The organism is Aeromonas sp. s2 (assembly GCF_040907935.1).
Taxonomy (GTDB): domain Bacteria; phylum Pseudomonadota; class Gammaproteobacteria; order Enterobacterales; family Aeromonadaceae; genus Aeromonas; species Aeromonas dhakensis.
In genome coordinates, this window is record NZ_JBFOCR010000009.1 from 419,934 (window position 1) to 446,922 (window position 26,989).

The window sequence follows — 26,989 nt, forward strand, 5'->3', positions numbered from 1 at the left end:
GTCGACTCAGGCCCCCATCAGGCTCTGCAGCTGGTTTTTCACCAGATGAACCTGGGGCCCGATCACCACCTGCAGGTTGTGCTCGTCGAGCTTGATCACCCCGATGGCGCCGTTCGCCTTCAATACCTTGTCATCGACCCGGCTCATGTCCTGCACCGACATCCGCAGGCGGGTGATGCAGTTATCCAGCGCCAGGATATTGCCGGCGCCGCCCAGCGCATTGAGGATGATTTCGCCGTTGTAGCCGCTGTTGCCTGCCTTCTTGCCTGCGGGTTGAGCCGCCTCGCTGGTCTCGATTTCACGGCCGGGGGTTTTCAGGTTGAAGCGCACGATGGCGAAGCGGAACACGCTGTAGTAGATGGCAAACCAGATGGCGGCCGCGACCGGCACCAGATACCACTTGGTGGCGGTGCCCTGCAGCACGCCGAACACCAGGAAATCGATGAGATTGCCGTCGGTATTGCCGATGGTGACACCAAGCAGCCCCATGGTCATAAAGCCCAGACCCGTCAGGATGGCGTGAATGACGTAGAGCACGGGCGCCACGAACAGGAACAGGAACTCCAGCGGCTCAGTAATGCCGCCGATGACGCAGGCCACCACGCCGGAGACCAGCAGCGCCTTGATCTTGCCGCGATTCTCCGGACGGGCGCAGTGATACATGGCGAGCGCCGCCCCCGGCAGGCCGCCGAGGAAGGCCGGCATCTTGCCCTGGGAGAGGAAGGAGGTGGCCGACACCGAGAACTGGGTAGTGTCGGCGCAGGAGAGCTCGGCGTAGAAGATGTTGAGGGCGCCGCTCACCTCGTTGCCGCACACCAGCGATGTGCCGCCCGCCTCGGTGAAGCGAATAAGCGCCACCAGGATGTGGTGCAGGCCGAGCGGCAGCAGCAGACGCTCGCCGGTACCGAACAGGAAGGGGCCAAAGGGACCGGCGTGGGAGATGAGCGCCCCTATGCCATTGATACCGGCAGCAAACCAGGGCCAGACCAGAGGCACCACCAGACCGACTATACCCAGCACCAGCGCGGTGATGATGGGCACGAAGCGGGCGCCGCCGAAGAAGGCGAGCGCATCCGGCATCTTGTAGGTGTAGAAGCGGGCGTGGAGTTTGGCGACGATCACCCCGACGATGATGGCCCCCAGAATGCCGGTGTCGATGGAGCTGATGCCGAGGATGGATTTCACCCCGTAGGCCTTCTCCGCCGCTGCGTCACCGATGACGTTGGCCACGGTGAGGTAGAAGTTGATGGAGAGGTTGAGGGCCGCATAACCGACGAAACCGGCAAAGGCCGCCACCCCCTTCTCCTCGCGCGCCAGCCCGAGCGGAATGGCCACCGCGAACATCACCGGCAGGTAGATAAAGGCCACCAGCCCCACCTTGGTCATCCAGAGGAACAGCAGCTGCAGCACGGTACTGTCGAGGAAGGGCATGCTCTGCTTGACCGCATCGCTGGTGAGCGAGCTGCCGACACCGAGCAGAATGCCCGAGAAGGCCAGCAGGGCAACCGGCAACATGAAGGTCTTGCCGAGGCTCTGCAGGAACTCCCAGATCGTAGATTTGGCGGGGGACTTGGCCATGTGTCAGATCCTTGTGAGGTGAGGGTCATTCGATACGCCTGCCGGTAGCCTCCCTCGCGGATGGCAACGGCGAGCCGTATCTGGTTTTGCTGGATGATAAAACGTTTTATCAACTCACAAGTGCCGACAGGATCACAGAATATAAGTGCTGTCAGGGAAGCGCTTGCAAAACTGTGAGCCGGATCGGCCCGATGGTGATGTAACGTTTCACTCAGGCATATGAGCAGGTATGCTGGAGCCTCGCTCTCAACTCGCCGTCGTCCGTTCGCCCTATGTCGCCCAAATCCCTCTCTGCCAAAGCCACCAAGATCACCGATGTCGCCCAGTGGGCGGGGGTGTCGGTCACTACCGTCTCCATGGTGCTCAACGGCAAGGGGCGCATCTCGCCAGCCACCGCCGAGCGGGTGCAGCAGGCAATCAGGGCGCTCGACTACGTGCCCAACAGCGCCGCCGCCAACCTGCGCAGCCAGCAATCCAACCTGGTGGGGCTGATCCTGCGCGACATCACCGACCCCTTCTATACCGAGGTGACCGCCGGCGTGAGCGAGGTGCTGGAGCAGCAGGGCTATCTGCTGTTTCTGACCCAGTGCGGCCACAGCCCCGAGCGGCTGCAACAGAGCATCCAGTCCTTGTCGCGCCAGGGGGTGGCGGGCATCATCTTCAACCCGGTGCGCGGCGCCGCCGCCAAGCCGCTGGAGCACCTGCTCGACTCGGCGCTGCCGCTGGTGTGCGCCGCCCGCTCCTACTATCGCGACGACGTGGACTTTATCGGCCCGGACAACACCCACGCCGCCCAGCAGGCCACCACCTACCTTATCGAACAGGGTCATCGCCACATCGCCTACGTCGGCGGGCGGGCCGACTCCCTCACCCGCGCCGAGCGGATCGGCGGCTACTGCGCCAGCCTGCTGCAATACGGCCTGCCCTTCAAACCGGAGTGGGTACTGGAGTGTGAACGCACCCAGCGCAGCGCCGCTGACACCATCGCCCAACTGCTGCACCAGCACCCCAAGGTGACCGCCATTCTGTGCCACTACCCCGAGGTGGCCCTCGGTGGCATCTACGGCGTCGAGGCGAGCGGCCGCAGCGTGGGCAAGGACAACTACATCGGCCAGCAGGTGGCCCTGCTCGGCTTTGACGACGTGGCGGAGGCCGAGCTCACCTCCCCCGCCCTCACTTTCGTCAGCTCGCCGGCGCGAGAGATAGGCCGTCAAGCCGCCTTGCGCCTGCTGACCCGTATGCAGCAGCCCGAGCTCGCCCCCACCCGTCATATCATCACCCCCAGCTTGCAGAAGAGGGCGTCGGCTTGAGTTGGCTGGGCAAGCCCGAGCTTACCCCCACCCGCCATATCGTCACTGCTCACCAGCAAACCGCAAAAACGGGCATCGGCCTGAGTTGGCAAGGCTGGCAAATTCACGAGCCGCTACCTCTTCACTTTTCCTGCACCTTGATCCAGCGTCGATAGCGGGCGTTGCCAAGCAGGGTCTGCCACTGCTGGCAGGCCAGCGCCAGGGCGGGCGCGATCTTGGGGCGGCTCGGCTGGCCGCGCCCCTGCCGCCGCAACTGGTATTTCACCATCGCCATATAACCTACCGAGGCCAGCACCTTGTTGCGCCAGGGAATGGGCCTGAGCTCGGCACTTGCCGCCTGCTCATGGTGCCATCTGGCGGGCAGATCCGGGGCGATGGCCAGCGCAGTGGCCATGCCGGCGACCGCCACCCCGCTGCCAAGCACCTGCTCCACCACCGGATAGCGGCGAATTCCCCCGGTCACCATCACGGGCATATGGGCAACGGAGACGATCTCCCGAGCGAACTCCAGAAAATAGGCCTCCCGCGCCAGAGTCCGACCATCGCGGGCCTGGCCGTGCATGGCGGGCGCCTCGTAACTGCCGCCGGAGAGCTCCACCAGATCTACCCCAAGCGGGTTGAGCATCTCCACCACCGCCTTTGCATCCTCGGTACTGAAGCCGCCACGCTGAAAGTCGGCGGAGTTGAGCTTGACCGACAGTGAGAAGCGCTCCCTCGCCTGCTGACGGATCCCTTCTACTATCTCCAGCAGCAAGCGGGCGCGATTCTCAAGACTGCCGCCCCAACGATCACTGCGTTGGTTGGTGAGCGGCGAGAGGAACTGGCTCAGCAGATAGCCGTGCGCGGCGTGGATCTGCACTCCGTCAAAACCGACACGCTGTGCCAACAGCGCCGTGTTGATGAAGCACGCCTTCACCTCAGCAATGTCGGCCTCGCTCATGGCTCTGGGCGGGGCGAACTGCCTCGAGAAACTGCCGAGCGCCATGGGCACGGCGGAAGGGGCCAGGGTGGGCTGCCCCAGCGCCGCCGGCATCTGGCGACCGGGGTGGTTGATCTGCATCCAGATCTGGGCGCCCCCGCTCTTGGCCGCCTCGGCCCAGGCACTGAAACGCTCGGCCAGCTCTGGGGAGAGATCGTGGGAATCGAGTACCACGCCCCCCGGCCCCGTCATGGCGTGGCCGTCCACCATCACATTGCCGGTGATGAGCAGGCCGGCGCCACCCTCTGCCCAGGTACGATAAAGCTGGATCAGCGCCTCTGAGGGGGCATGGTCACGGTCGGCCATGTTCTCTTCCATGGCCGCCTTGGCGAGGCGGTTGATAAGCTGGCTGCCATTGGGCAGAGTCAGGGGAGTAAATGGGTTCATGGCGATCTCCTCGGTAATGAGGACCCCACCATAAGTTTGAAGCTGACTTGAAGGTCAAGCCCCTTTATCGGGATGCCGTCGCGATGGGAGAAATGCTATCCACTCGCACAGTCCCTGCTCAGGGCCGTTGACATTCAAGCTGGCTTTAATCTTAGAATCCCCCTGATCCCGCCCTTCGTCCATGACAGTGGGCAGACCCGCCAACCCGCAGCCCAGGAGGCAAGATGAAGATCGGTGAACTGGCCAAACAGACCGGCATGGCGGCCTCGGCCATCCGCTTCTACGAAGCCAGAGGCCTGCTCAGCAAGGTACGGCGGGGTGCCAATGGCTATCGCGACTACCCGCCCGAGACGGTACCCTTGCTGACCATCATCGGCCAGGCGCAACAGGTGGGCTTCTCCCTCGACGAGATCAAGCAGTTGGTGCCCGCAGATATCAGTTCTTGGCAACACGCCCCGCTACTGGCGGCGCTCGAGGCCAAGGTGAGCGACATAGAAGCGCTGGAGGCAAGACTTGCCCACAGCAAGCAGCAATTGCAGGCCCTGATCCGGCTGGTGGAGTCCAAACCCGACGAGATGCCGTGTGAAGAGAACGCCGCCCGGGTATTGGCCAGCATGGGTATTCCCTCCCCCGAGGGCATCGTAAAAAACACCATCGCAACCAAGCCCGTTACGCACCCCAAAAAGTGATCCCGCTCGCAACCAGCACACGCCCCCAGCATGGGGGATTGAGAGCCAACTGAAGAAGACTATGATGGGCGCGCCATCCATAACAGGTCATCATCATGACAACAGAGTGCACCGCCCAACCCCAAAGCGAGCCACCAAGCGAAATCCATCGCTGTGACAAATGCCGGGAGCGCACCCGCCATATCGTGGTGCTGGTGCCACGGGATCACAGCCAGGACATCATGCCCAAGGATCCGCGCAAAGCCTTCTGGCAAGCCTTTCGCTCCAGCAGCCTGACCAACGCGGTATTCGGCCAGACCCTCGCCTATCAGGCCACCCATGTAAAGCACCTGATCTGCGAGCGCTGCGGCGAGAAGTTTCTGGAGTATTGAGGCCCAGAAGGCGGCACACCCCAGACAGTCAGAGCGAGATAAAAGAGAGAGAAAGATGAAGTTTGTCGAGATGGATCCCGGTCAACTGCCGCTGGCGCTGCTGCTGGAGGCCGATCCCGCAGAGCAGCGCATTGCCACCTATCTGCCCGGCGCCTTGGGCTTTGCCGCCCTGGCGGGCAACGAGGTAGTGGGCACCTGTGTGGCGGGTCTGGTGGGGGAGCAAACGGCCGAGATCTTCAATATCGCCGTTGCCCCCACTCGACAGCAGCAAGGCATCGGCTCCGGCCTGCTGCGCTTCGTGCTGGCGAACCTGGCCGGGAAAGAGGTACACCGCGTCGAACTCGGCACCGGCAGCTTCGGCCACCAGCTCACTTATTACCAGCGCCACGGCTTTCGCGTCGATACCGTCATCAAGGATCACTTCCTTACCCACTACCCGGAGCCCCTGATGGAGCACGGCATCCAGCACAAGGATATGCTGCGGCTCTACCTTGAACTGGGCTAGGCTATCCCCACCCTCAGCAGCCTGTAGCGCCCTGGGGATAAATGGTGGGGGGATCAATTCAGCGTCGCCACACCTCATCGAAAGCAACGAGAGCCATATCGAGCACCATGACACTGGTAAAGGGATGAATGCAGGATGCAGACAAGAAAAGCCAGCCCAGATGAACTGAATGCCATCTTCTGGATGGGCTTTGATGCTTGGGGCGAAGGACTGTCACCGACTGAATATCTGGCGAGCTGCCACGCCAGTCAAAAATACCGCTCCGGTGTGTGGTATGTCCTGATTGTGGACAATCAGCCTGTCTCTTCCCTTATCGTCTATCGGGACCGATTTGGCCTTGGCCAGGGCTGTTTTGGCACAGGTTCACTGGCAACGACACCTGCGATGAGGGGGCAAGGATTTGGCGCCCATCTGCTGCGTGGGGTGACAGGCATGCTGCTGGATAGTCCCGATGCCGTCGCCACCTTCCTCCATGCAGATATCGACCATCACTTCTACGAGAGGCTGGGGTATAGGCGCATTCCGGGGGGTGATTGCATGTATTTCTCTCATAGGCGGCCACGCTATGTCGGCGAACCACCAACCTACTTTTAATCCACTCTCAGCCACCATCCACATGGCAGCCACCCGATGGCTCACGACGTTTCTCCACCTTGCCACCCCTCCCCTTCCCCTGATTACCGCCATTTATGTGCTTTGGCTCACATCCAAGAACCTCTCATTACCTCACAAATTTCTAGCAATGTAGATCCCTTAGCCAAGATGAGGGCTGGCTCCATGGCAGCTGCACATCGGCACACACACTTTCAATTGATTGATTTTTAACTATAAAAAAGCAATTGGTGATTCAATCAAGACCCATTTTTTCAGCTGGTCTGCTGTGCGATCAGGATCACACTCAAGGCCATGTCGCACAAAAATCCAGTATTTCGCAGTTTTGTCCGATAGGTGCGCGGCCCTGCGGGCGGGATAATAGTGGGGTTACTTTTGTCTGCATGTCCTGGGCGCTAGCCCAGGAAAAGATGCCAACAGGCTCCGGCCAGGAGCAGGGAGAACGCCATGATCACCACCCTTATCAACGAGCAGCTGATCGCGCTCGATTTAAAGGCCACGCGCAAGGAGGAGGTCTTCACCGAGATGACCCGTCTGCTCGTGGCGCAAGGCAAGGTCAGCGACGAGCAGCTGTTCATCAAGGACTTGTGGGCCCGGGAAGAGCTGGACAACACCGGCTTTGAAGAGGGCGTTGCCCTGCCCCACGCCAAGAGTGCGGCAGTGAGCACCCCGGCGGTGGCCATCGGTATCAGCCGCGCCGGCATCGACTACGGCGCCGAGGATGGCAAGCCCTCCCGGCTGTTTTTCATGATTGCCTCCCCGGCTGGCGGCGCCAACCACCATATCGAGGTGCTGGCCGAGCTCTCCGCCAAGCTGATTGAAGAGGGCTTTATCGATGCCCTGCTGGCAGCCAAGACGCCTACCGATGCGCTGGCGCTGCTGCTCGAGAAGAAAGAAGAGACGGTGGCCACCCCGGCCGCCGACAAGGGGCTGATCATCGGCGTCACCGGCTGCCCGGCCGGCATCGCCCACACCTATCTGGCGGCGGAATCCCTGGAGCGCGCCGCCAAGGAGCTGGGCTTTGAGGTGAAGGTGGAGACCAACGGCTCCATCGGCGTCAAGAACAGCCCGACTGCGGCCGAGATCGCCCGCGCCAGCGCCATCGTGGTGGCCTGCGACAAGCAGGTGGACATGGCCCGCTTCAACGGCAAGCCGCTCATCAAAACTGGCGTGAAGGCCCCCATCAAGGATGGCAAGGGCCTCATCGAGCAGGCGCTGAAGGCTCCCGCCTATGTGGCGGACAAGGATGAGCGCAAGAGCGAGGAGAAGAGCGCAGGCGGCAGCTCGGATCTCTACCGTTATCTGATGAACGGCGTCTCCCACATGATCCCGTTTGTGGTCACCGGGGGTCTGCTGATCGCCCTGGCACTGGCCATCGGCGGCGATCCGACCCCGAGCGGCATGCAGATCCCGGCAGGGAGCATGTGGAACCAGATCCTCAACGTGGGCGTCGCCGCCTTCACCCTGATGATCCCCATCCTGGCGGGCTACATCGCCTACGCCATCGGTGACAGACCCGCGCTGGCACCGGGCTTTATCGGCGGCTGGATCGCCAACAACGGCAGCTTCTACGGCGCCGACGCCGGTACCGGCTTTATCGGTGCCATCATTGCGGGCCTGTTGGTCGGTTATCTGGTGCGCTGGATTGCGACCCGCCACTACCACAAGATGGTACAACCGCTGGTGCCTATCCTGATCGCCCCCATCGTCGGGTCGCTCTTTATCGCCGCGGTCTTCATCTTCATCATCGGTGCCCCCATTGCCGACATGATGACGGGTCTGAACGCCATGTTGCTCTCCATGAGCGGTGGCAGCCTGGTGCTGCTGGGGATCGTGCTGGGGGGCATGGCCGGCTTTGACATGGGTGGTCCGGTCAACAAGGTGGCCTTCCTGTTCTCGGTGGGCATGATCGCCTCCGGCCAGACCCAGTTCATGGGGGCCATGGCCTGCGCCATCCCGGCCGCCCCCCTTGGCATGTCGCTGGCCACCGTGCTCGGTCGCAAGCTCGGCATCTTCGACGCCACCGAGATTGAAGCGGGTAAAGCCGCCGGTGCCATGGGTCTGGTGGGGATCTCCGAGGGGGCGATTCCGTTTGCCGCCCGGGACCCGCTGGCCGTCATTCCGGCCAACGTGCTGGGCAGCATGACCGCTGCGGTGATGGCCTTCCTGTTTGGTATCACCAACAGCGTCGCCCACGGTGGCCCCATCGTGGCCCTGCTTGGCGCCGTCAACAAGCCACTGCTGGCCCTGCTCTGCATGATCTGCGGCGCCATCGTCACCGGTGTAGTGGCGGTTGCCCTGAAAAAACTGCGGGTCAAGAAGAGTGACGAGGTGACGCTGGCCAAGGCCGCCTGATCCCCGCCCAACCAAGCCGCCCCCTACGGGGCGGTGACCAAACCAAATGAGGCCACCTGCGGGTGGCCTCCTCTTTTGTCGGGTTCGAGAGAGCCCGCTCACCTCTGCTTTACGACGCCGGCTTGTGATCCTCTTCACGCTTCGCGGCCGGATCCCGCCAAACTAGGAAATTTTCCTACCACCCCTAGGGATGGCTCTCACGCCATTTGCAGCGTGGCTCATTAAAGTCACGCTACCTGATGTGGTTACCCGACCCGCGCCACGGCGCAAGGGACGGGCATGGGTTCAATCGACAGGGGCTCGCCGCGCACCGCGCCCGCTTCCTGTTGTTCTTTCCGTGGCGTGACCTCCAACACCAATCAAAAAGGGAGGAACGCGGCGGAAACAGCGTCTATCTCGCAGAGGATGAACGAAGATGTTTAAACTGCTCGAACAGGTTCGGGTCCCCACCCTGAACCTGCCGGTCGAAGCCCGGCGCAAGCTCTGGTTCAAACCGTTTATGCAATCCTATCTGGTTGTGTTCATCGGTTACCTGACCATGTATCTGATCCGCAAGAACTTCAACATTGCGCAGAACGACATGATCCAGGAGTACGGTCTGTCCATGACCGAGCTCGGCATGATCGGCCTTGGCTTCTCCATCACCTACGGGGTGGGCAAGACCATCGTCTCCTACTATGCCGACGGCAAGAACACCAAGCAGTTCCTGCCGCTGATGCTGATCCTCTCCTCCCTCTGCATGCTGGGCTTCAGTGCCAGCATGGGCGGCACCGGTTTCAGCCTCTACCTGATGATCTTCTTCTACGCGGCCAGCGGTTTCTTCCAGAGCTGTGGCGGCTCCTGCAGCTACTCCACCATCACCAAGTGGACGCCCCGCAACAAGCGCGGCACCTATCTGGGCATGTGGAACCTCTCCCACAACGTGGGCGGCGCCGGTGCGGCCGGTGTGGCGCTGTTCGGTGCCAACTACCTGTTCGACGGCAACGTGCTCGGCATGTTCATCTTCCCCTCCATCATCGCGCTGATCGTCGGCTTTATCGGCCTGCGCTTTGGTAGCGACTCGCCGGAAGCCTATGGCCTTGGCAAGGTGGAAGAGCTGTTTGACGAAGTGGCGAGCGAAGAAGACGTCGCCACCGAGGAGCAGAAGCTGACCAAGTGGCAGATCTTCGTGAAGTACGTGCTGCTCAACAAGGTGATCTGGCTGCTCTGCTTTGCCAACATCTTCCTCTACGTGGTGCGTATCGGTATCGACCAGTGGTCCACCGTCTACGCCCACCAGGAGCTGGGCTTCTCCAAAGACGTAGCCATTCAGGGCTTTACCTTCTTCGAAGTGGGCGCCCTGGTCGGCACCCTGATGTGGGGCTACCTCTCGGATCTGGCCAACGGTCGTCGTGGTCTGGTGGCCTGCGTGGCGCTGGCGCTGATCATCGCCACCCTGGGGCTCTACCAGCACGCCACCACCCAGTTCATGTTCCTGGGCTCTCTGTTCCTGCTGGGCTTCCTGGTGTTCGGTCCGCAGCTGCTGATCGGCGTGGCCGCCGTGGGCTTCGTGCCCAAGCAGGGGATCAGCGTGGCCGATGGCGTCAAGGGCACCTTCGCCTACCTCATTGGTGACAGCTTCGCCAAACTGGGTCTGGGCATGATCGCCGACGGCACCCCCATCTTCGGCCTGACCGGCTGGAGCGGCACCTTCGCGGCGCTCGACATGGCCGCCGCCGCCTGTCTGGTGCTGATGGCCTGCGTCGCGGTCGCCGAAGAGCGCAAGATCCGCCGCATCAAACGTGAGCTGAAAGCTGCCACTTTGGCGACCCAGTCCGCCTGAGCCCCGGCATCCGCCCGGCCTCACGATTTCACTCCGTAGTGTGTATTCGGCCCGCCCTCTGGCGGGCCGTTTTTTATCTCCGCTTCCCCATTTGTCCCTTTTGGGGCCACAAAAGCGCTCACCCCTTGCCCATCCCTTCAACAGAGCGCAGTCGGGATCCCATTTTTGCCTCCGTCCCTTTGGCAAGGCCGTCCCTTGGCGCTATCTTGTTGCCCCACCCGAATTTGCCGTGAGAGCCCATGAAGATCCTCGCCGTCACCGCCTGCCCCACCGGCATCGCCCACACCTACATGGCCGCCGAGGCGCTGCAAAAAGCCGCCGACAAGCTGGGGCTCAAGATCAAGGTCGAGACCCAGGGAGCCATGGGGCTGGAGAACATCCTCACCGCCCGCGACATCGCCGGCGCCGATCTGGTGCTGATCGCCTCCGATATCGAGATTGAGCAAAAAGATCGCTTCCTCGGCTGCCCCATTCACCAGGTGGCGCTGGAGGCAGTGCTGCTCGATGCGGTAGCCGTGCTCAAGACCGCCGCCCCCGGCGTCTGAATGCTGATCCGCGAGATCTCCTTTCACTGCCGGCTGGGGCTCACCATCACCCAGGCCAAGCAGTTGAGCCGGCTGGCCGGGCTGTTCAAGTCCCATATCCAGTTCATCAACGTCACCCGCCGTCAGGCGGTGGAGGCGACCAATCAGCTCTCCCTGCTCACCCTGGCCACCCAGCCCGGCGATCTCTGTCTGCTGCTGATCGAGGGGCTGGATGCCGAGCTCGCCCACATGGCCTTTACCTGCTGGTGCGTGGAGCTGGGCCAACCACTGGGGCGCCCGGGCAGCGCCGCCCTGGCCGAGCAGCGCCTCGCTCAGGCACTGCCCGACTATTGCTTCACCCTGGCCCAGCTCGGCCATGCCACGGCTCCCCTCGACAAGACCCAGGCACTGGCGGTGCTGGTGGATCTACTGCCCGCCGCGCTGATAAGCGACAGGCCCATGCTGGAGCGGGCCATCGCCGCGCGTGAGCAGCTGGCCGCCACCATCATCCGGCCCGGCCTCGCCATGCCCCACGTCATCTGCCCCGCCATCCGCCGCCCCGCGCTCTCGCTGCTCAGCAGCAGCGAACCCATCGAGTGGGGCTCCGCGCTCGGACCGGTGCAGGCCCTGATTTTGCTGGCGGTGCCCACCAGTCTTGCCCCCGAGCAGTTGCGCCCCCTCACCCGGCTGGCTCGCGCATTGATAGACGAGCAGGTGGGCACCGCGCTGCTGCACGCCGGCTCCGCCCCCGCCCGTCAGGCCATCGTCATCGACGGTCTGCTCGGCTGAGCTGCCAGCCCCGTCGTTCATGCCCGTGACAGCCCCCTGTGGTACACTCGCCCTTCCTCTGTTTTTGGTATGCATGCGATGAAATCAGCCCGTCCCCGCCTCTCCCTCTCCGCCCGCCCTGACACCGAGCACAAGGCCAAAGGGCCCGCCACGGCGCGCCCATCCCAGCGCAGGGAGGCGCAGCACGCCATGAGAGACAAGGAGGGCGAGCGCAAACCGGCACCGGCGCCTGCCGATCGCAAGCTGCTGCTCTTGAACAAACCCTACATGGTGCTCTGTCAGTTCACCGACGAGGCGGGCCGCGAGACCCTCAAGGATTACATCACCGAGCCCGGCATCTATGCCGCGGGCCGGCTAGACCGTGACAGCGAGGGGCTCTTGCTGCTCACCAACGACGGCAAGCTGCAGGCGCGCCTCACCCAGCCGGGGGAGAAGACCCCCAAGACCTACTGGGTACAAGTGGAAGGCGTGCCGAGCGAGGAGAAACTGGCCGCCCTGCGCGCCGGGGTGGAGCTCAACGACGGCATGACCCTGCCCGCCGGGGCGCGCATCATGGATGAGCCCACCGTATGGCCGCGCAACCCGCCTATTCGCGAGCGCAGGGAGATCCCCACCTGCTGGCTGGAGATCAAGATTGTCGAGGGGCGCAACCGCCAGGTGCGGCGGATGACCGCCCATATCGGTCACCCCACCTTGCGCCTTGTCCGCTACGCCATCGGGGAGTGGACCCTCGATGGTCTGGCGCCGGGGGAGAGCCGCGCCCTGCCCGCTCCCGAGCTGGCAGCGGCACCGCGGCAATCGGCTGTGCACGGCAAGCCGCGCACAGCCGCCAGGCCACAGGGGGCCGGCAGCAACAGCAAGGCCCGGCCGACCCGTCACGCCCAACACCAGGAGCGGGACAGCCGCGAAGCGAGCCCCCGCCCGGCCAATCGCAGCGGCGGCCGTGGCACCGCACGCCGTCCGGCCCGCAGCAAGCCATCGGAATAACACGAGCAAGCCATTTGGCCAGCGTGCCGCAACATAGATGGCGCAACCTGATCGAGTGCCACAGCAAGGCACAATACACAAGACAAGGAGTCCCAATGAGCGATCATCCCCCCCTGCCCGCCCGCCTCACCGTGGCCGCCCTGGTGCACTGGCAGGGTCGCTTCCTGCTGGTGGAAGAGGAGATAAAAGGCCAGCGCCGCTTCAACCAGCCCGCCGGCCACGTGGAGCCGGGGGAAGATCTCGTCCAGGCGGCCTGCCGCGAGCTGAAAGAAGAAACCGGGCTCACCGCCGCTCCCACCGCCTGGCTCGGGGTCTATCTCTACAAGCCGGCAGACAGCGAGGCCACCTTTGTGCGCATTGCCGTCATCTTCGACCTTGAAAAGGCGCCGGGCCAGCACCATCCAGAGGATCCCGACGGCGACGTGCTGGCCTGCCACTGGCTCACCCTGGAGGAGATTGCCGAGTGCAAACCGGCCCTGAGAAGCCCTCTGGTGTGGCAGTGCATTCAGGACTATCTGGCGGGCACCAGGCTGCCACTGTCGGCCCTCAAAGCCTTTATCTGAGAGCCTGCCCACGCTCTTACTGCGAGACCGTGATCAAGGCTCATGTGCTGCTCGGAATCCTCACGTATATCTATACGTTCCGGTTCCTGCGCTGCTCTTTACCTTGCTGACGGCCTCTCGTGACAGATCGTGAACAGGCTATACGGGACCGTTTGGCACCACTTTTTCATCATGGTGCCAACAAATAGAAAAACGATTTCCTGCTGCCGGGTTCCTGATGAGAACGGCGGCATGGATATGTGACCGGGGGCGCGAAATTCTGGTAGAATACGCCCCGTTTAAACGAACTGGTAACTTCGACTAATGACAGACAACAGCCAAATCAAGGTGATCGTCGGCATGTCCGGCGGCGTGGATTCTTCCGTCTCGGCCTACCTGCTCCAGCAGCAGGGCTATCAGGTCGAAGGCTTGTTCATGAAGAACTGGGAAGAAGACGACACGGACGAGTACTGCTCTGCCGCCCAGGATTTGGCTGATGCCAAGGCCGTCTGCGACAAGCTGGGGATGAAACTCCACACCATCAACTTCGCTGCCGAGTACTGGGACAACGTGTTCGAGCACTTCCTCGAAGAGTACAAGGCCGGCCGTACGCCGAACCCGGATATCCTGTGCAACAAGGAGATCAAGTTCAAGGCGTTCCTGGAGTTTGCCGCCGAGGAGCTGGGTGCCACCTACATCGCCACCGGCCACTATGTGCGCCGTGACGACAGCACCGGCCGCCCGCGCCTGCTGCGCGGCCTCGATACCAACAAGGATCAGAGCTACTTCCTCTACACCCTGAGCGAAGCTCAGGTGGGTCAGAGCCTGTTCCCGGTCGGGGATCTCGAGAAGCCGGAGGTGCGCTGCATCGCCGAGCAGCTGGATCTCATCACCGCCAAGAAGAAAGACTCCACCGGCATCTGCTTCATCGGTGAGCGCAAATTCAAGGACTTCCTGGCCAAGTTCCTGCCCGCCCAGCCCGGCCCCATCGAAACCGTGGACGGCAAGGTGATCGGCGAGCACCAGGGGCTGATGTATCACACCCTGGGCCAGCGCAAGGGGCTTGGCATCGGCGGGCGCAAAGATGCCACCGAAGAGGCCTGGTATGTAGTCGACAAAGAGGTCGAGCGCAACACCCTGATAGTGGCGCAGGGGGAACACCCCCGCCTCTACTCCGATGGCCTGATCGCGAGCCAGCTGCACTGGGTGGATCGCACCCCCATTCGCGAACCGCGCCGTTGCACCGTCAAGACCCGTTATCGGCAGGAAGATATTCCCTGCCTGATCCAGCCCATCGACGATGAGACCATCCGGGTCATCTTCGACGAGAAACAGGCTGCGGTCACCCCGGGCCAGTCCGCCGTCTTCTACGACGGGGAAGTGTGTCTGGGCGGTGGCATCATAGAGCAGCGTTTCAGCCATCCGGTGTAAGGGCTGGACGCTCACAAGCGTCCGCGCTCTACTCCCTTCTCTCCTCGCGGGGAGAAGGGACAAAGAAAAAACAGCACAAGGCAGCGATACATGATTGGCAACTTACAGGCCGGATCATGGCATCGGCCGGTGAATGAACAGAACAGGGCTGTGAAGATATGAGCGACAAATTCCAAGACAGAACCATGGCCTTTGCCGGCATCTGCCAGGCCGCCTACCTGGTGCAGAAGGTGGCCCGCGACGGCACCTGTGACGAGGCCTCCCTGCGCGAGAGCCTCTCCAGCATCCTGGTCACCGACCCCAAGCAGCCGCTGGACGTGTTCGGCAACCACCTGGCCATTCGCGACGGCTACCGCGCCCTGGTCGAGCAGCTGGGCGCCGACGGCAGCCAGAAGAATGCCGAGCTGACCCGCTACGTGGTGAGCCTGATTGCGCTGGAGCGCAAGCTGGCCAAGCGCAAGGACATTCTCAACATGCTGGGTGAGCGGATCGGCCAGATCGGCCGCCAGCAACAGCATTTCGACCTGCTCGACGAGCAGATCCTGGCCAACATGGCGAGCATCTACAGCGATCTCATCAGCCCGATCGGCCCCAGAATCCAGGTGGCGGGTACACCGCTGTTCCTGCAGCAGCCGCTGGTGCAGCACAAGGTGCGCGCCCTGCTGCTGGCTGGCATCCGGGCCTGCGTGCTGTGGCGCCAGCTCGGCGGAAGCCGTACCCAGATCATCTTCGCCCGCAAGAAGATGGTGGAACTGGCCAAGCGTTACTAATCATTGGCTCGCGCAAAGGCAGAGGGAGAACAAGGTGAACAGCCGCACATCAGCCTTGATGGCCCCCGGCCCGCGCGCGAGTGGATACGAATCCCCCACACCAATCATCAGGAGTTCACCCCATGGAGCTGTCCGCGCTGACTGCTGTTTCCCCGATTGACGGTCGTTATGGCGACAAGGCCGATGCCCTGCGCCCTATCTTCTCCGAATTCGGTCTGCTGCGTTTTCGCGTCGAAGTCGAGGTACGCTGGTTGCAAAAACTGGCCAGCCACGCCGGGATCCCGGAAGTCCCTGCCCTGAGCGCGGCAGCCAGTGCCCTGCTCGACGGTATCGTCAGCAACTTCAACGAGAGCGACGCCGCCCGCATCAAACAGATCGAGCGCACCACCAACCATGATGTGAAAGCGGTGGAGTACTTCCTCAAAGAAAAAGTCGAAGTGAACCCGGAGCTGGCCGCCGTCAGCGAGTTCATCCACTTCGCCTGCACCTCCGAAGACATCAACAACAACTCCCACGGCCTGATGCTGAAGACCGCCCGCGAGGAGGTCATCAAGCCTTACTGCGAGAAGCTCATCAGCGAAATCAAGCGCCTGGCCGCCGAGTATCGCGACATGCCGCTGCTATCGCGCACCCACGGTCAGCCGGCGACCCCGAGCACCATGGGCAAGGAGATGGCCAACGTCGCCTACCGTCTGGAGCGCCAGCTCAAGCAGATCATGGCGGTGGAGATCTTGGGCAAGATCAATGGCGCCGTGGGCAACTACAACGCCCACATCAGCGCCTATCCGGAAGTGGACTGGCACCAGTTCTCCGAGGAGTTCGTCACTTCTCTGGGCCTGACCTGGAACCCCTACACCACCCAGATCGAGCCGCACGACTACATCGCCGAGCTGTTCGACGCCATGGCGCGCTTCAACACCATCCTGATCGACTTCGATCGCGACGTGTGGGGCTACATATCCCTGGGCCACTTCAAGCAGCGCACCATCGCCGGCGAGATCGGCTCCTCCACCATGCCGCACAAGGTCAACCCCATCGACTTCGAGAACTCCGAAGGCAATCTGGGTCTGGCCAACGCCGTGTTCCAGCACCTGGCGAGCAAACTGCCCATCTCCCGCTGGCAGCGTGATCTGACCGACTCGACCGTGCTGCGCAACCTGGGCGTGGCAGTGGGTTACTCCCTGATTGCCTATCAGGCGACCCTGAAGGGGATCTCCAAGCTGGAAGCCAACGCCGATGCCATGGCCGCCGATCTGGATGCCAACTGGGAAGTGCTGGCCGAGCCGATCCAGACCGTGATGCGCCGTTACGGCATCGAGAAGCCCTATGAGAAGCTCAAAGAGCTGACCCGTGGCCGCCGCGTCGACGCCGAAGGGATGCGCACCTTTATCGACACGCTGGAATTGCCGGAAGCCGTGAAAGTCGAGCTGAAGAAGCTGACCCCGGCCAACTATATCGGCGACGCCCAGCGTCTGGTCGACCTGCTGAAATAAGCGGGCGAGAGAGTATCGGGGGCCCTGGGCACTAGCCACAGGGCCCCCTGTTGTTTTCCCTGCCAAGGCAGGGCCATGAGTGGCGTTGCCCAAGCCCGTCTTGGGCAACACCTCTCTCACAGAGACACGAGAAGACCATGTACCAACTCAATCTGGATATCGCTCACTTCCTCGAGCACTACTGGCAGAAGCGCCCGCTCCTCATCAAGGGCGGTTTCACCGACTTTCAGGATCCCATCAGCCCGGACGAGCTGGCGGGTCTGGCCATGGAAGAGGTGATTGAATCGCGCCTGGTAACCCGCTTCAACAACAAGTGGGAGGCGGCCCACGGCCCCTTCGAATCCTACGATCACCTGGGCGAAGAGAACTGGACCGTGCTGGTGCAGGCCTGCAACCACTGGGCCCCCGAGGTCAACGAGCTGGCGCTGCCGTTCCAGTTCATCCCGGGCTGGCGTTTTGACGATGTGATGGTGAGCTTCTCCACCCCTCATGGCGGCGTCGGTCCCCACATCGACAACTACGACGTCTTCATCACCCAGGGTCAGGGCAAGCGCCACTGGCGGGTCGGCGATGCAACACCACGAAGCGAGTTTGCCGCCCACGCCGCCCTGCTGCACTGCGAGCCGTTCGAGGCGATCATCGACGTTATCATGGAGCCGGGCGACATCCTCTACATTCCGCCTGGATTCCCCCACGAGGGCTACGCCATCGAGCCCTCCCTGAACTTCTCGGTGGGCTTTCGCGCGCCGGATGCCAAGGCGCTTATCTCCTCCTTTGCCGATCACCTGATCGACAACGAGATCCGCACCGAGCGTTACGGCGATGCCGACCTCAAGCCCCGTGCCCGCCACGGCGAGATCCAGCCCCATGAGCTGCACCGCCTGCGCGAGCTGATGCAGCAGGCACTCGATGACGAGACCCTGTTCAAGGAGTGGTTCGGCACCATGATCTCCGAGGCCAAGCACGATCTGGACGTGAGTCCCATGGAGCCTGACTACAGCGCCGAGGAAGTGGCCGACCTGCTGACCCAGGGCGAGCCCGCCATCAAGGTACCGGGCCTGCGCTCTGTCTGGTTCAGCGGCGAAAGCCAGACCTGCTACATCGACGGCGAAGCCTGGACCCTGCCGAGCGAGGATGCGGCGGCAATTTCGCTCTTGTGCGACAAGGACATGGTCACCCAGGCCGACATGGTGGAGCTTGCCGATCAGGCCGGTTTCCTCCAGCTGCTGACCCGACTGGTCAACCGCGGCTACTGGTTCTTCAACTGATCCCCCTGCGGTGACAAAAGGCGCCCTAGGGCGCCTTTTCTATCTCAGCTGCCCGACCTCACCGTCTCTGCTGCCGACCCGGCCACCCCGGCGGCGCTTTCACTTCTGCTCTGATCCACAACCTGCTTTCGAAGCTGAACCCACTCTTGACGGCACATCTGATGATGCTTTTTTGCGCAAGTGAAAGCTCGTATCATGCGGCCATTGCTCAAGCAGCCAGGTTTAGCAGAGAGGTATCCCATGCAGATCAGCACTCGTCCCATGCCGTTGCCCGGTTATGACAACGCCTATCCCAAGCTGACCCCGGAGCAGCTCAACCAGGGTCGCGACAAGGCGCTGGACAAGAGAGATGAATACGTGGCGACGCAGGAGGAGAAAGAGACCACCCGCCGCACTCTGGCCGTCTCCTACACAGAGCAGCAGCAGGACAAGGCCGCCGTGGATCGCTATCTGCAAGCCAGTGGGCAGGAGATCGATGAGCAAAACGCCCCGACGGCCGTCGATCTCTACCGGATGGAAGAACGCCACCAGCAGCAACAGCAGCTCGGCGACTACCTGCAATACCGGCAGAGCCCCCTTGGCAAACAACTGGCGGGCATGACGGGAGCCGAAGATCGCAAGGGCAACCTGCTCGATACCCGCGCCTGAGCAAGCCCTGTACACGCAAGGGGCTGACATAAAAAAAGCCCTCGCTGAGGGCTTTTTTTATGGGTCAGGATGCCGTCTCTTCCGGCAACTCGTCAAACAGCGGGTGGTAGAGCACCTCCCCCTGCACGCCAGCCAGACCGCCCTCCTGCAGCTCCATCGCCATGAAGCAGTCGGCGGGCACTTCATAGATGCAGTGCAGGCCGAACTCGCTGGCGGGACGAAAACCGAAGCGGCTGTAATAGGTCGGGTCACCAAGTACCACCACCGCCTTCCAGTCCATCTCCAGCGCCGTATCCAGCCCCTCGCGCACCAGATCCGAGCCGATCCCCTGCCCCTGCCAATCCGGGTGGACCGCCACGGGCGCGAGACCAAGCCAGGGCCCCTCCACCCCGTTAATGGTGATCGGGCTCAGCATCAGGTGCCCCATGAACTCGTACTCCTCCTCCTCGACCATGGTCACCACGGCGGCGCCGCATTCGCGCAGGCGGTTGACCAGTTCGGCCTCGTCGGTACGACCAAAGGCGGCACTCACCAGGTCATAGACCGGCAGCATGTCGCCAGGGCGCTCGGTTCTCAGCATACAGCGTTACTCCTCGTACAGCAGAGCGGGCATTATTCCACAAACTGCCCGCCGTCCTGAGCATCTTTGTCCAGAAATGGGAGGGTGGACTCAGGAAAACGATCCGCCACCTGCGCCAGCAACTCATGCAGATCGGCCGGTTGCAGGCTGGTGATGGCGGTTCGATAGGCATTGAACAGCAGCGGTTCGGCCCGTGCCAGCCAGGCCAGGGTGTCGTCGGCATCCCGATGCCAGCGACCGGCCAGCTCGTCGAGCAGAGCGGGCAAGGCCACCAGCAAGTCGAGCAGATGATAGCGATGGGTGAGCGGCTCAGCGGCCAGCAGGGCGAGTCTGGACTCCTCCCTTGCGAGCCAGCGCAGGCGCTGGTGCCGCTCCGCCAGGGTCAGCAACACAGGTCCCTGGCGCTGCAGGCTGGCCAGCTGCAGCAGGTAGTCCAGCCCCTGCTCCTCGGCGTCTTTCAGCAGCAGGCCGCGCAGCAGATGGAGCTGCTCCGGCTCGGCCTGCGCCAGCGCATCCTGGTCGTAGTATTCCACCGCCAGCGGCCCGTCAGTATCCAGGGAGCGTAGCGGCGCGGCGGCGAGCTCGGCCCCTTCTTCCCCATCCCGATTTGTCATGAACAGCGCCAGCCGCTGCAGCGCCCCCTCCCCGACCTGTATCTGCAGGATGGCCGCCACCACCCGCGCATCGGCCAGCAAGGAGGCCAGCTGCCGTTCGACCGGCGCCGCCAGCGTCAGGCTTCGCGCCAGCTGCCAGTAGCTCACCTCGCTCTGGCTCAAGCCCTGGCGCTGGCCACTCAATGCCCGCCGGCCGCAATAGCGCATGCCCAGCTTGGCCATCACCCGGCCGGAGGCATGGTTGTCCGGCATGTGGCGGGCGGTGAGCACCGGCAGCTGCAGCCGGTCGAACGCAAAGGCCTTCACCAACCGGGCGGCCCGGGTCGCCAGCCCGCAGTTTTGCCAGGGCACGCCCACCCACCAGGCCAGCTCGCCGTTCCAGTGCAGCGAGATCACCCCCACCAGCGGTGCCTGGCCCTCGCCTGCCGGCAGGGTCAGCGCCCAGCTCCAGCCCAATCCGAGCGCCGCCTTGCGCCAGCAGCCGGCCAGCCAGTCGCGGGCCGCCTCCGGCGGATAGGGGTGGGGAATGTTGAGGGTGTAGCGGGCGAGCGCCGCATCGCTGCAATAGCGCACCACCTCGACTTCATCGAGCGCCAGCAGAGGGCGCAGCAGCAGGGCGGGCTCCGACCGGGAGGAAGGCTCGGCCAGCACCGGCACCGTCAGGCGGCGGGCCAGCAGGCGATTGAGCACGGCGCCCAGATCGTCCTGCGCCGTCAGCGCCAGATCGGCCCCCTGCCCCCCCAGAGTCAGCAGCCCCTCCTCCCGCGCCAGCGTCAACAGGGAGGCCGAGCCGCTGATGAGGATCTGCCGGCTCGGATCAACGGCCTGCTGGCCGGGCAGATCGCCGTCCAGCCAGGCCGCCAGCAGTGCGCTAGCCGAACGCACGCCATCGGGCGGACAACAGGACCAGAGTCCGCCGGTATCGCTCGGCAAACACTCATCGACCTTGCTCTGCAGCAACTGCCAGCTATGACCCTGCCGCTGCCAGGCCTGCAACACCGGCGCCCAGTGGGGCTGCCACAAGGCGCGCTCGATCAGCAGTTCCATCAGCCGGCCTGACAGGCAGCAGGCAGGCTCAGGTGGCGGGGATGCGCCTCGATTCGGGCAATCCAGGCCCGGATGGCGGGCCAGCCCTGCAGCGAGAAGATCCCCTCCTCCGCCACATGGGTGTATGCATAGAGTGCCAGATCGGCGATGGTCGGCGCCTCGCCGCACAGGTAGGGGCTCTGCTTGAGCTGCTGCTCCAGCACCGCCAGCGCCTTCTCGCCGCCGGCTTTGAGCCCGTCGAGGCGCGCCTTCTGGGACTCCGGCCGCCCCAGATAGTGAACAATGAAACGAGCTACCGCGATATAGGGCTCATGGCTGTACTGCTCGAAGAACAGCCACTTGAGCACCTCGGCCTGCTGACGCGGCTCGGCCGGCCACAGGGGCGACCCCTGCGCCAGGTAGAAGAGAATAGCGTTGGACTCCGCCAGGGTGTCGCCCTGGGCCAGCTCCAGCACCGGGATCTTGCCGTTGGGGTTCAGGGCCAGAAAATCGGGGGTGCGGGTCTCCCCCTCCAGCACATCCACCGGCACCAATTCGAGGGGCAGCTCAAGCCAGCGGGCCAGCAGCCAGGGCTTGTAGCAGTTGCCGGACTTCAGATCGCCATACAGACGCATACAGACTCCTTGTCAGCAGCAGAAGACTAGCGGGGTGCTCAGGGCGCCAGCCGCTCGATGTGCCACCCTTCCCCTTCGCGGGTGTAGTAGAAGCGGTCGTGCAGGCGATGCTCGCCCCCCTGCCAGAACTCGACCGTGTCGATGCGCACCCGGAAACCGCCCCAGAAGCTCGGCAGCGGCACCTCGCCATTGGCAAACTTCTGCTTGAGCTCGAGGAACTTGGCTTCCAGCACGCCGCGCGCCGAGATGCGGGTCGACTGTTTGGAGACCCAGGCGGCGATCTGGCTGTCTTTGGGGCGGCTGTGGAAATACTTCATCACCTCGAAGGTGCTCATCTTCTCCACCCGGCCGGTCACGTGCACCTGTCTGTCCAGGGTGTGCCAGGGGAAGAGCAGGCTGATGCGGGGGTTGCCCTCCAGCTGGTGTGCCTTGCGGCTGCCCATGTTGGTGTAGAACACCATGCCTTCGGCGTCGTAGTGCTTGAGCAGCACGGTGCGCTGCCAGGGCTGGCCGTCGGCATCCACTGTGCCCACCACCATGGCGGTGGGGTCGGTCAGCCTGGCTTCGCACGCCTGGGCCAGCCACTTCTCGAACAGGGCGAGGGGCTCGGCCGGCAGATCGGCCCTGTGCAGTCCACCCCGGGTGTATTCACGGCGCAGATCGGCTACATCCATCATCTTGATTTTCCTTCTCTCTTTGCCGCCCATGCGGCCATGCGTGCAGGCATTGTGCGACGAGCACGCCATGGGTACAAGCCTTGTGACCGGCAAATGACAGCCGTAAAAAAGAGGGAGGCTCGCGCCTCCCCCTGTTGACCTTGACGGCCCTCTGTCACTGCCGATCCGTCGCCGGTCGTGGCGGGCAGTGCGCCAGCATGCGCCGGTTGTAGTCGGCCGCGTAGGCCGCCAGTTTGGCCTGAGCCTCCTGCTGGCCTGGCTTGATCACATCCCCCAGCCCCTCCAGATAGCGCACGCCGCAGCGGGCCTTGGCCGAAGCCTGCTCTGCCGGCGCTATGCCGGGCGCCACCTCGCCTCGCCCGGCCCGCACGATCAGCCGGTAATCCTGCTTGGCCAGGCTGGCGCTGACCGCCTGCTCCAGGGTATCGGCGTCAGCCTGACAGCCGCCGAGCAGGGACGCCAACACCAGCCAGGCCGCCCTCATCCGCGCCTCCGCTGCCAGCCCAGCAGGGCCAGCGCCAGGGTCCAGAGACCGAGGGCGCCACCACCGCCACCGCCCGAGCTGCCGCCGCTTTGGACGACCGGCAGCTTGGCCGGGCTGATGGCGAAGAAGATGTTGTCGCTGCAGGCCACCTTCAGACGGGCGTCGCTGGCCAGATCCGCCGGCAGGGTCACGGTAGCCGAGCCGCTGTTGGGCTGGCTGACCGCCAGGCTGCTCCAGCTGGTTCCCTCGTTCTGGGTCAGGAGCAGGTCCACCTTGCTGCAGCTGATCGGTGCCAGGTTGGTGCCGGCCACATCCCAGCTGACCGCCTGACTTGCCCCCGGCGTCAACGACACCCCAAGCGGCGCAGTCAGCCGGAAGGCGCTGCCGGTATTGACCACCTGTACCTTCATGTCGTCGCTGGCGACACCGCCCTTGCCGTCACGCACCGTCAGCCGGAAGTTGAGATCCCGGTTGGTGGTGGGCCAGGCCTCGCCCTTGACGAGCGTGCCCGAGAGCAGGGAGGGCAGGCTCGGCAGGATCCGCTCCGGTGAGCTGGTGGGGGAGACGAAGCGAAACAGCGGCCGGCTGCCGTCGTCCACCATGGTGGCCAGGCTGCTCGATTCAGTACCCAGATCGATCTGCTCCCAGGTGTAGGTCAGGGGATCACCGTCCAGATCGGCGCCGGCCCCCTTGAGCACGAACGGCGTGTTGGCCGGAATGATGCGGCTGGCCCCGGCCGCCGCCTGGGGCGCGTTGTTGACAAGATCGATAGGGGTGCCACAGGTCGGCACGGTCGCCATGTGTGCCCGCATCTGCTCGATGGACTTGCTGTGGAAATAGGGGTCGCTGTGGGGCTGGATGTTCTCCTCCCCACAGATGCCCGCATAGGCCATGATGGAGGTGCCGCTGCCCGGCTCCCAGGCCTGCTCTGGCGTCCGGTTGTCGCCGCCACAGCTGTTGGTGGTGCCATTGAAGGTGTGATCGGCGCCGAACTGGTGGCCAATCTCGTGGGCCACATAGTCGATAAAGAAGGCATCCCCCACCGGGGTGGCGGAACCTGTCATGCCGGCCGACTTGTCAGCCATACAGAGCACGCCGAGGCCAGCCAGACCGCCACCTCCGGTATTGACCACATGGCCAATGTCGAACGGTCCCAGCGGCGTGCTGGGCAGGGTCTGGGCATTGGCCTGCACCACGCTGTTGATATCGACGTCGGCGTCACTATTGGTGAAGGGATCGCTGCCCGGATCGGTAAAGATGATGTTGTCGTTGCCACTGGCCAACTGGAACTCGGCCCCCACGTCGCGCTGGTACACCTCGTTGACCCGGTTGAGCAGGGTGGCGATGGCCGCGGTGGCCAGCACCTTGGAGCCGCCGTGGAACTGGGTGTACTCCCCCGCCGCCGAGATGGCGATGACGTAGCGCTTGCGCACGTTGCCATCCACCTGCACCTTGTGCGCCAGCGCCTTGCTGGCATCGCTGCCGATAACCTTGTCCGCTTCCTCCGCCAACCTGCTGTAGGCGTCTTGCTGGTAATAGACGGCATACCCCTCGGCATTGCTGAGGGGATCGACGAACACCGTCTTGCCCTGATGGCTGAACATGGCGTGGAAACCCAGCGGCCCCAGATCAAAGCGCCCCGTCTCTACCGGCGCCGCCGGATTGTGACCCTTGAAGGTCTTGATTTCGGGGAATTTGGCCGCCTGATCGGCCGGCAGCAGGTCATAGGCCTGCAGGGTGAAGGTCACCTCTCCCCCGTCGGGCAGAGGCAGGGTCAGCGAGCGCGCCCCGGCTTGCAGTCCGGCAAAATAATCGATGGGCACCTTGGCCACCCGAAACTGGTTGGCCCGCACTTCATAACCGTCGGCGGCGGTGGCGCGCGCCGCGACCGTATCCCACTCTTTGGCCGCAAGGCCGCCCGAACTCATCAAGCTGGCAACCACCAGCGCCAAGGGAGAAAATTTCATCAACTGCATCTTTTTAGTCCTTTTAAAATGCACTCACCTGAACTGCAACCGGCATCATTCGCCTGCTGGTCCGATTAGTCCAGCAGCATCCACCCTATCTTCCCCGAATGGGGAGTGTTGCACCAACCCTGTCTAGCCCCTATCATTGCGCGGATTTATCAGTTTTTGAGCCGCGTCACCATGGCGACGGTTCGTCTTTTTCTGACCAAGGTTAATCTCATGCTCAAATCCCCACTGTTGCCCCGTCTCGGGGACCTGGTCGTTGCCATTGTTGACGATGTGCTGGGCCAGGGTCTCACCCTGGATCGCGCCTATGCCCGTCACTTCTCCGGCATCGAACTCAAACCGCAAGAACAGGCAAGGATTGCCCTGGTCACCGGCGATCTGCTGCGTCGCCTCAGCCTCTACTGCGCCCTGACCGGTATTCAGGTCCGCCAGGCCGAGAAGCACGTCTGGCCGCTGCTGCACAGCTGGCATGCTTTCCACAAGATAGCTCAACCCAACCACCCGACCCTGGATCGCTTCAATGAAGAGGCGTTTCGTCGCCGCCTGACCGAAGCCAAGAAAAACCCGGTGCTGATGGATGGCTGCCCGACCTGGCTGGAAAAGCTCGGCAGCGAGCAGTTGGGCGATGCCTGGCCGGCCGAGCGTGCCGCCCTGACCGCCATGCCCAAGCGTTACCTGCGGGTCAACACCCTCAAGTGCACCCGTGACGAGCTGCAGGCCGCGCTGGCCAAAGAGCAGGTCACCACTGTACCGGTGGAAGGGGTCGAGAGCGCCCTGGAAGTGACCTCGGATGCCGCCCTGTTTCGCACCAACGCCTTTGCCGACGGCTGGTTCGAGCAACAGGATGCCGGCTCCCAGCACATCGCGGCGGCGCTCGACGTGGCTCCCGGCATGCGGGTGATCGACGCCTGCGCCGGTGCCGGCGGCAAGACCCTGCATCTGGCCGCCATGATGAAGGGCAAGGGCCGCCTGCTGGCGATGGACGTGGAAGAGTGGAAGCTGGAGAACCTCAAGCAGCGCGCCCGCCGCGCCGGTGCCCACAACGTGGAGACCCGGGTCATCACCAGCAGCAAGACCGTCAAGCGCCTCAAAGAGAGCGCGGATCGCCTGCTGCTGGACGTGCCCTGCTCCGGCCTTGGCGTACTCAAGCGCAATCCGGATGCCAAGTGGCGCGATACCGCCGAGCGGCTGCCGGTGCTGGTCGCCCTGCAGGAAGAGATCCTGCAGCGCTACAGCCAGATGGTGAAGGTGGGCGGCATGCTGGTCTACGCCACTTGCTCCATCCTGCCCGAGGAGAACCGCCAGCAGGTGGACAAATTCCTCGCCGCCAACGACAACTTCCGCCTGCTCGGTGATCACACCGTGAGCCCGGCGGCCACCGGTTTCGACGGCTTCTATCTGGCGCGCATCGAGCGCATCGCCTGATACCGTCTTGCAGCATAAGAAAAGGGGAGCCGATGGCTCCCCTTTTTGCATGATGCGATGGCGGCCTTATTCGGCGGCTGCGTCATCCTGCTTGTGTTTGGCGGCAGTTTCCTTGATCAGGGTCTGCAGTTCGCCAGCCTGGAACATCTCGATCATGATGTCGCAGCCGCCGACCAGCTCGCCCTCGACCCACAGCTGCGGGAAGGTGGGCCAGTTGGCAAACTTCGGCAACTCGGCGCGGATGTCCGGGTTTTGCAGGATGTCGACATAAGCAAACGGCTCGCCACAGGACATCAGGGCCTGGGAGGCCTGGGCAGAGAAACCGCAGCTGGGTAGCTTGGGGGAGCCCTTCATGTACAGAATGATGGGGTTTTCAGCCAGCTGCTGTTTGATCTTTTCAATAGTTTCCATAGGTGCCTCACTAGAGCGATTTCGGCGGCCATTCTACTGCAATCCGGGCAGACCACAAACTGGCAAACCGCGACAACAGCAAGAAGTGACGAATCAATACGCCG

Annotated in this window: 26 protein-coding genes; 17 read left to right on the forward strand and 9 right to left on the reverse strand. The window is 63.3% G+C overall.

What is annotated here, in order from left to right; genetic code table 11:
• Positions 1-6: 6 nt before the first annotated feature.
• Positions 7-1,578 carry a maltose/glucose-specific PTS transporter subunit IIBC gene (gene malX / locus AB5Y81_RS06865; RefSeq protein WP_279484625.1) on the reverse strand — a complete coding sequence of 524 codons (1,572 nt, stop codon included), beginning with the start codon at positions 1,576-1,578 and terminating at the stop codon, positions 7-9.
• Positions 1,579-1,850: 272 nt separating this feature from the next.
• Between malX and AB5Y81_RS06870 the strand changes: the two genes are divergently transcribed.
• Positions 1,851-2,888: a Mal regulon transcriptional regulator MalI gene (locus tag AB5Y81_RS06870; protein ID WP_019839596.1), complete on the forward strand. Its 1,038-nt coding sequence runs from the start codon at positions 1,851-1,853 to the stop codon at positions 2,886-2,888.
• Between the two features lie 121 nt (positions 2,889-3,009).
• On the opposite strand, the gene AB5Y81_RS06875 is transcribed toward AB5Y81_RS06870, so the two are convergent.
• Entirely contained in the window at positions 3,010-4,254 is a 1,245-nt protein-coding gene (locus tag AB5Y81_RS06875) for an NADH:flavin oxidoreductase/NADH oxidase family protein (protein WP_279484626.1), read from the reverse strand.
• Positions 4,255-4,478: 224 nt separating this feature from the next.
• On the opposite strand from AB5Y81_RS06875, the gene AB5Y81_RS06880 reads away from it, so the two are divergent.
• The 15 genes from AB5Y81_RS06880 to AB5Y81_RS06950 all read left to right on the forward strand — a co-directional run bounded on the left by AB5Y81_RS06880 (position 4,479) and on the right by AB5Y81_RS06950 (position 19,060).
• A complete protein-coding gene (locus AB5Y81_RS06880) occupies positions 4,479-4,943 on the forward strand; it encodes a MerR family transcriptional regulator (protein WP_123245819.1) in 465 nt (154 codons plus the stop codon).
• A 95-nt stretch (positions 4,944-5,038) separates the two neighbouring features.
• On the forward strand, positions 5,039-5,314 hold the full coding sequence (locus AB5Y81_RS06885; RefSeq protein ID WP_017781171.1) for a hypothetical protein: 276 nt from the start codon (positions 5,039-5,041) through the stop codon (positions 5,312-5,314).
• A gap of 55 nt (positions 5,315-5,369) precedes the next feature.
• On the forward strand, positions 5,370-5,819 hold the full coding sequence (locus AB5Y81_RS06890; protein ID WP_017785160.1) for a GNAT family N-acetyltransferase: 450 nt from the start codon (positions 5,370-5,372) through the stop codon (positions 5,817-5,819).
• A gap of 135 nt (positions 5,820-5,954) precedes the next feature.
• Positions 5,955-6,413 carry a GNAT family N-acetyltransferase gene (locus tag AB5Y81_RS06895; RefSeq protein WP_279484629.1) on the forward strand — a complete coding sequence of 153 codons (459 nt, stop codon included), beginning with the start codon at positions 5,955-5,957 and terminating at the stop codon, positions 6,411-6,413.
• Between the two features lie 465 nt (positions 6,414-6,878).
• Positions 6,879-8,786 carry a fructose-specific PTS transporter subunit EIIC gene (locus AB5Y81_RS06900; protein ID WP_279484630.1) on the forward strand — a complete coding sequence of 636 codons (1,908 nt, stop codon included), beginning with the start codon at positions 6,879-6,881 and terminating at the stop codon, positions 8,784-8,786.
• Between the two features lie 415 nt (positions 8,787-9,201).
• Entirely contained in the window at positions 9,202-10,608 is a 1,407-nt protein-coding gene (gene uhpT, locus AB5Y81_RS06905; RefSeq protein WP_139431773.1) for a hexose-6-phosphate:phosphate antiporter, read from the forward strand.
• A 239-nt stretch (positions 10,609-10,847) separates the two neighbouring features.
• The gene (locus AB5Y81_RS06910; RefSeq protein WP_017409976.1) at positions 10,848-11,153 is read left to right on the forward strand and encodes a PTS fructose transporter subunit IIB; all 306 of its coding nucleotides are present in this window, start codon (positions 10,848-10,850) and stop codon (positions 11,151-11,153) included.
• A complete protein-coding gene (locus tag AB5Y81_RS06915) occupies positions 11,154-11,921 on the forward strand; it encodes a PTS sugar transporter subunit IIA (RefSeq protein ID WP_043170084.1) in 768 nt (255 codons plus the stop codon).
• Between the two features lie 69 nt (positions 11,922-11,990).
• Positions 11,991-12,908, forward strand: a complete 918-nt coding sequence (locus AB5Y81_RS06920) for a pseudouridine synthase (protein ID WP_279484631.1) — start codon at positions 11,991-11,993, stop codon at positions 12,906-12,908.
• Positions 12,909-13,003: 95 nt separating this feature from the next.
• Positions 13,004-13,471 carry an NUDIX hydrolase gene (locus tag AB5Y81_RS06925; RefSeq protein ID WP_017766656.1) on the forward strand — a complete coding sequence of 156 codons (468 nt, stop codon included), beginning with the start codon at positions 13,004-13,006 and terminating at the stop codon, positions 13,469-13,471.
• 303 nt (positions 13,472-13,774) lie between these two features.
• Positions 13,775-14,881 carry a tRNA 2-thiouridine(34) synthase MnmA gene (mnmA, locus tag AB5Y81_RS06930; protein ID WP_279484632.1) on the forward strand — a complete coding sequence of 369 codons (1,107 nt, stop codon included), beginning with the start codon at positions 13,775-13,777 and terminating at the stop codon, positions 14,879-14,881.
• Between the two features lie 158 nt (positions 14,882-15,039).
• Positions 15,040-15,651, forward strand: coding sequence for a high frequency lysogenization protein HflD (gene hflD / locus AB5Y81_RS06935; protein ID WP_005298892.1), 612 nt, complete (start codon positions 15,040-15,042; stop codon positions 15,649-15,651).
• Positions 15,652-15,773: 122 nt separating this feature from the next.
• Positions 15,774-17,144, forward strand: coding sequence for an adenylosuccinate lyase (purB, locus tag AB5Y81_RS06940; protein ID WP_279484633.1), 1,371 nt, complete (start codon positions 15,774-15,776; stop codon positions 17,142-17,144).
• 137 nt (positions 17,145-17,281) lie between these two features.
• Positions 17,282-18,412 (forward strand): cupin domain-containing protein, encoded by a 1,131-nt coding sequence (locus AB5Y81_RS06945; RefSeq protein WP_017781161.1) that lies wholly within the window; start codon positions 17,282-17,284, stop codon positions 18,410-18,412.
• 240 nt (positions 18,413-18,652) lie between these two features.
• Positions 18,653-19,060: a hypothetical protein gene (locus AB5Y81_RS06950; RefSeq protein ID WP_201988433.1), complete on the forward strand. Its 408-nt coding sequence runs from the start codon at positions 18,653-18,655 to the stop codon at positions 19,058-19,060.
• A 64-nt stretch (positions 19,061-19,124) separates the two neighbouring features.
• Here the strand turns inward: AB5Y81_RS06950 and AB5Y81_RS06955 are convergent, their stop codons facing one another.
• The 6 genes from AB5Y81_RS06955 to AB5Y81_RS06980 form a co-directional block, all read right to left on the reverse strand.
• Positions 19,125-19,640 carry a GNAT family N-acetyltransferase gene (locus AB5Y81_RS06955; protein WP_005298877.1) on the reverse strand — a complete coding sequence of 172 codons (516 nt, stop codon included), beginning with the start codon at positions 19,638-19,640 and terminating at the stop codon, positions 19,125-19,127.
• 32 nt (positions 19,641-19,672) lie between these two features.
• Positions 19,673-21,301 (reverse strand): GNAT family N-acetyltransferase, encoded by a 1,629-nt coding sequence (locus tag AB5Y81_RS06960; RefSeq protein WP_279484634.1) that lies wholly within the window; start codon positions 21,299-21,301, stop codon positions 19,673-19,675.
• The gene (locus AB5Y81_RS06965) at positions 21,301-21,915 is read right to left on the reverse strand and encodes a glutathione S-transferase family protein (protein ID WP_279484635.1); all 615 of its coding nucleotides are present in this window, start codon (positions 21,913-21,915) and stop codon (positions 21,301-21,303) included. Before AB5Y81_RS06965 ends, AB5Y81_RS06960 begins: the two co-directional genes overlap by 1 nt.
• A 38-nt stretch (positions 21,916-21,953) precedes the next feature.
• Positions 21,954-22,592 (reverse strand): pyridoxamine 5'-phosphate oxidase, encoded by a 639-nt coding sequence (gene pdxH, locus AB5Y81_RS06970; protein WP_005298871.1) that lies wholly within the window; start codon positions 22,590-22,592, stop codon positions 21,954-21,956.
• Between the two features lie 154 nt (positions 22,593-22,746).
• On the reverse strand, positions 22,747-23,076 hold the full coding sequence (locus AB5Y81_RS06975) for a hypothetical protein (RefSeq protein WP_017778730.1): 330 nt from the start codon (positions 23,074-23,076) through the stop codon (positions 22,747-22,749).
• Complete coding sequence (locus AB5Y81_RS06980) at positions 23,073-25,052, reverse strand: reprolysin-like metallopeptidase (protein WP_279484636.1); 1,980 nt, start codon at positions 25,050-25,052, stop codon at positions 23,073-23,075. The genes AB5Y81_RS06975 and AB5Y81_RS06980 overlap by 4 nt, the downstream gene beginning before the upstream one ends.
• Positions 25,053-25,262: 210 nt before the next feature.
• Here AB5Y81_RS06980 and AB5Y81_RS06985 point away from each other — a divergent pair, with 210 nt between their 5' ends.
• Positions 25,263-26,474 carry an RsmB/NOP family class I SAM-dependent RNA methyltransferase gene (locus AB5Y81_RS06985; RefSeq protein ID WP_019839609.1) on the forward strand — a complete coding sequence of 404 codons (1,212 nt, stop codon included), beginning with the start codon at positions 25,263-25,265 and terminating at the stop codon, positions 26,472-26,474.
• A 66-nt stretch (positions 26,475-26,540) separates the two neighbouring features.
• Here the strand turns inward: AB5Y81_RS06985 and AB5Y81_RS06990 are convergent, their stop codons facing one another.
• Positions 26,541-26,885: a Grx4 family monothiol glutaredoxin gene (locus AB5Y81_RS06990; protein WP_010673955.1), complete on the reverse strand. Its 345-nt coding sequence runs from the start codon at positions 26,883-26,885 to the stop codon at positions 26,541-26,543.
• Between the last annotated feature and the right edge of the window lie 104 nt (positions 26,886-26,989).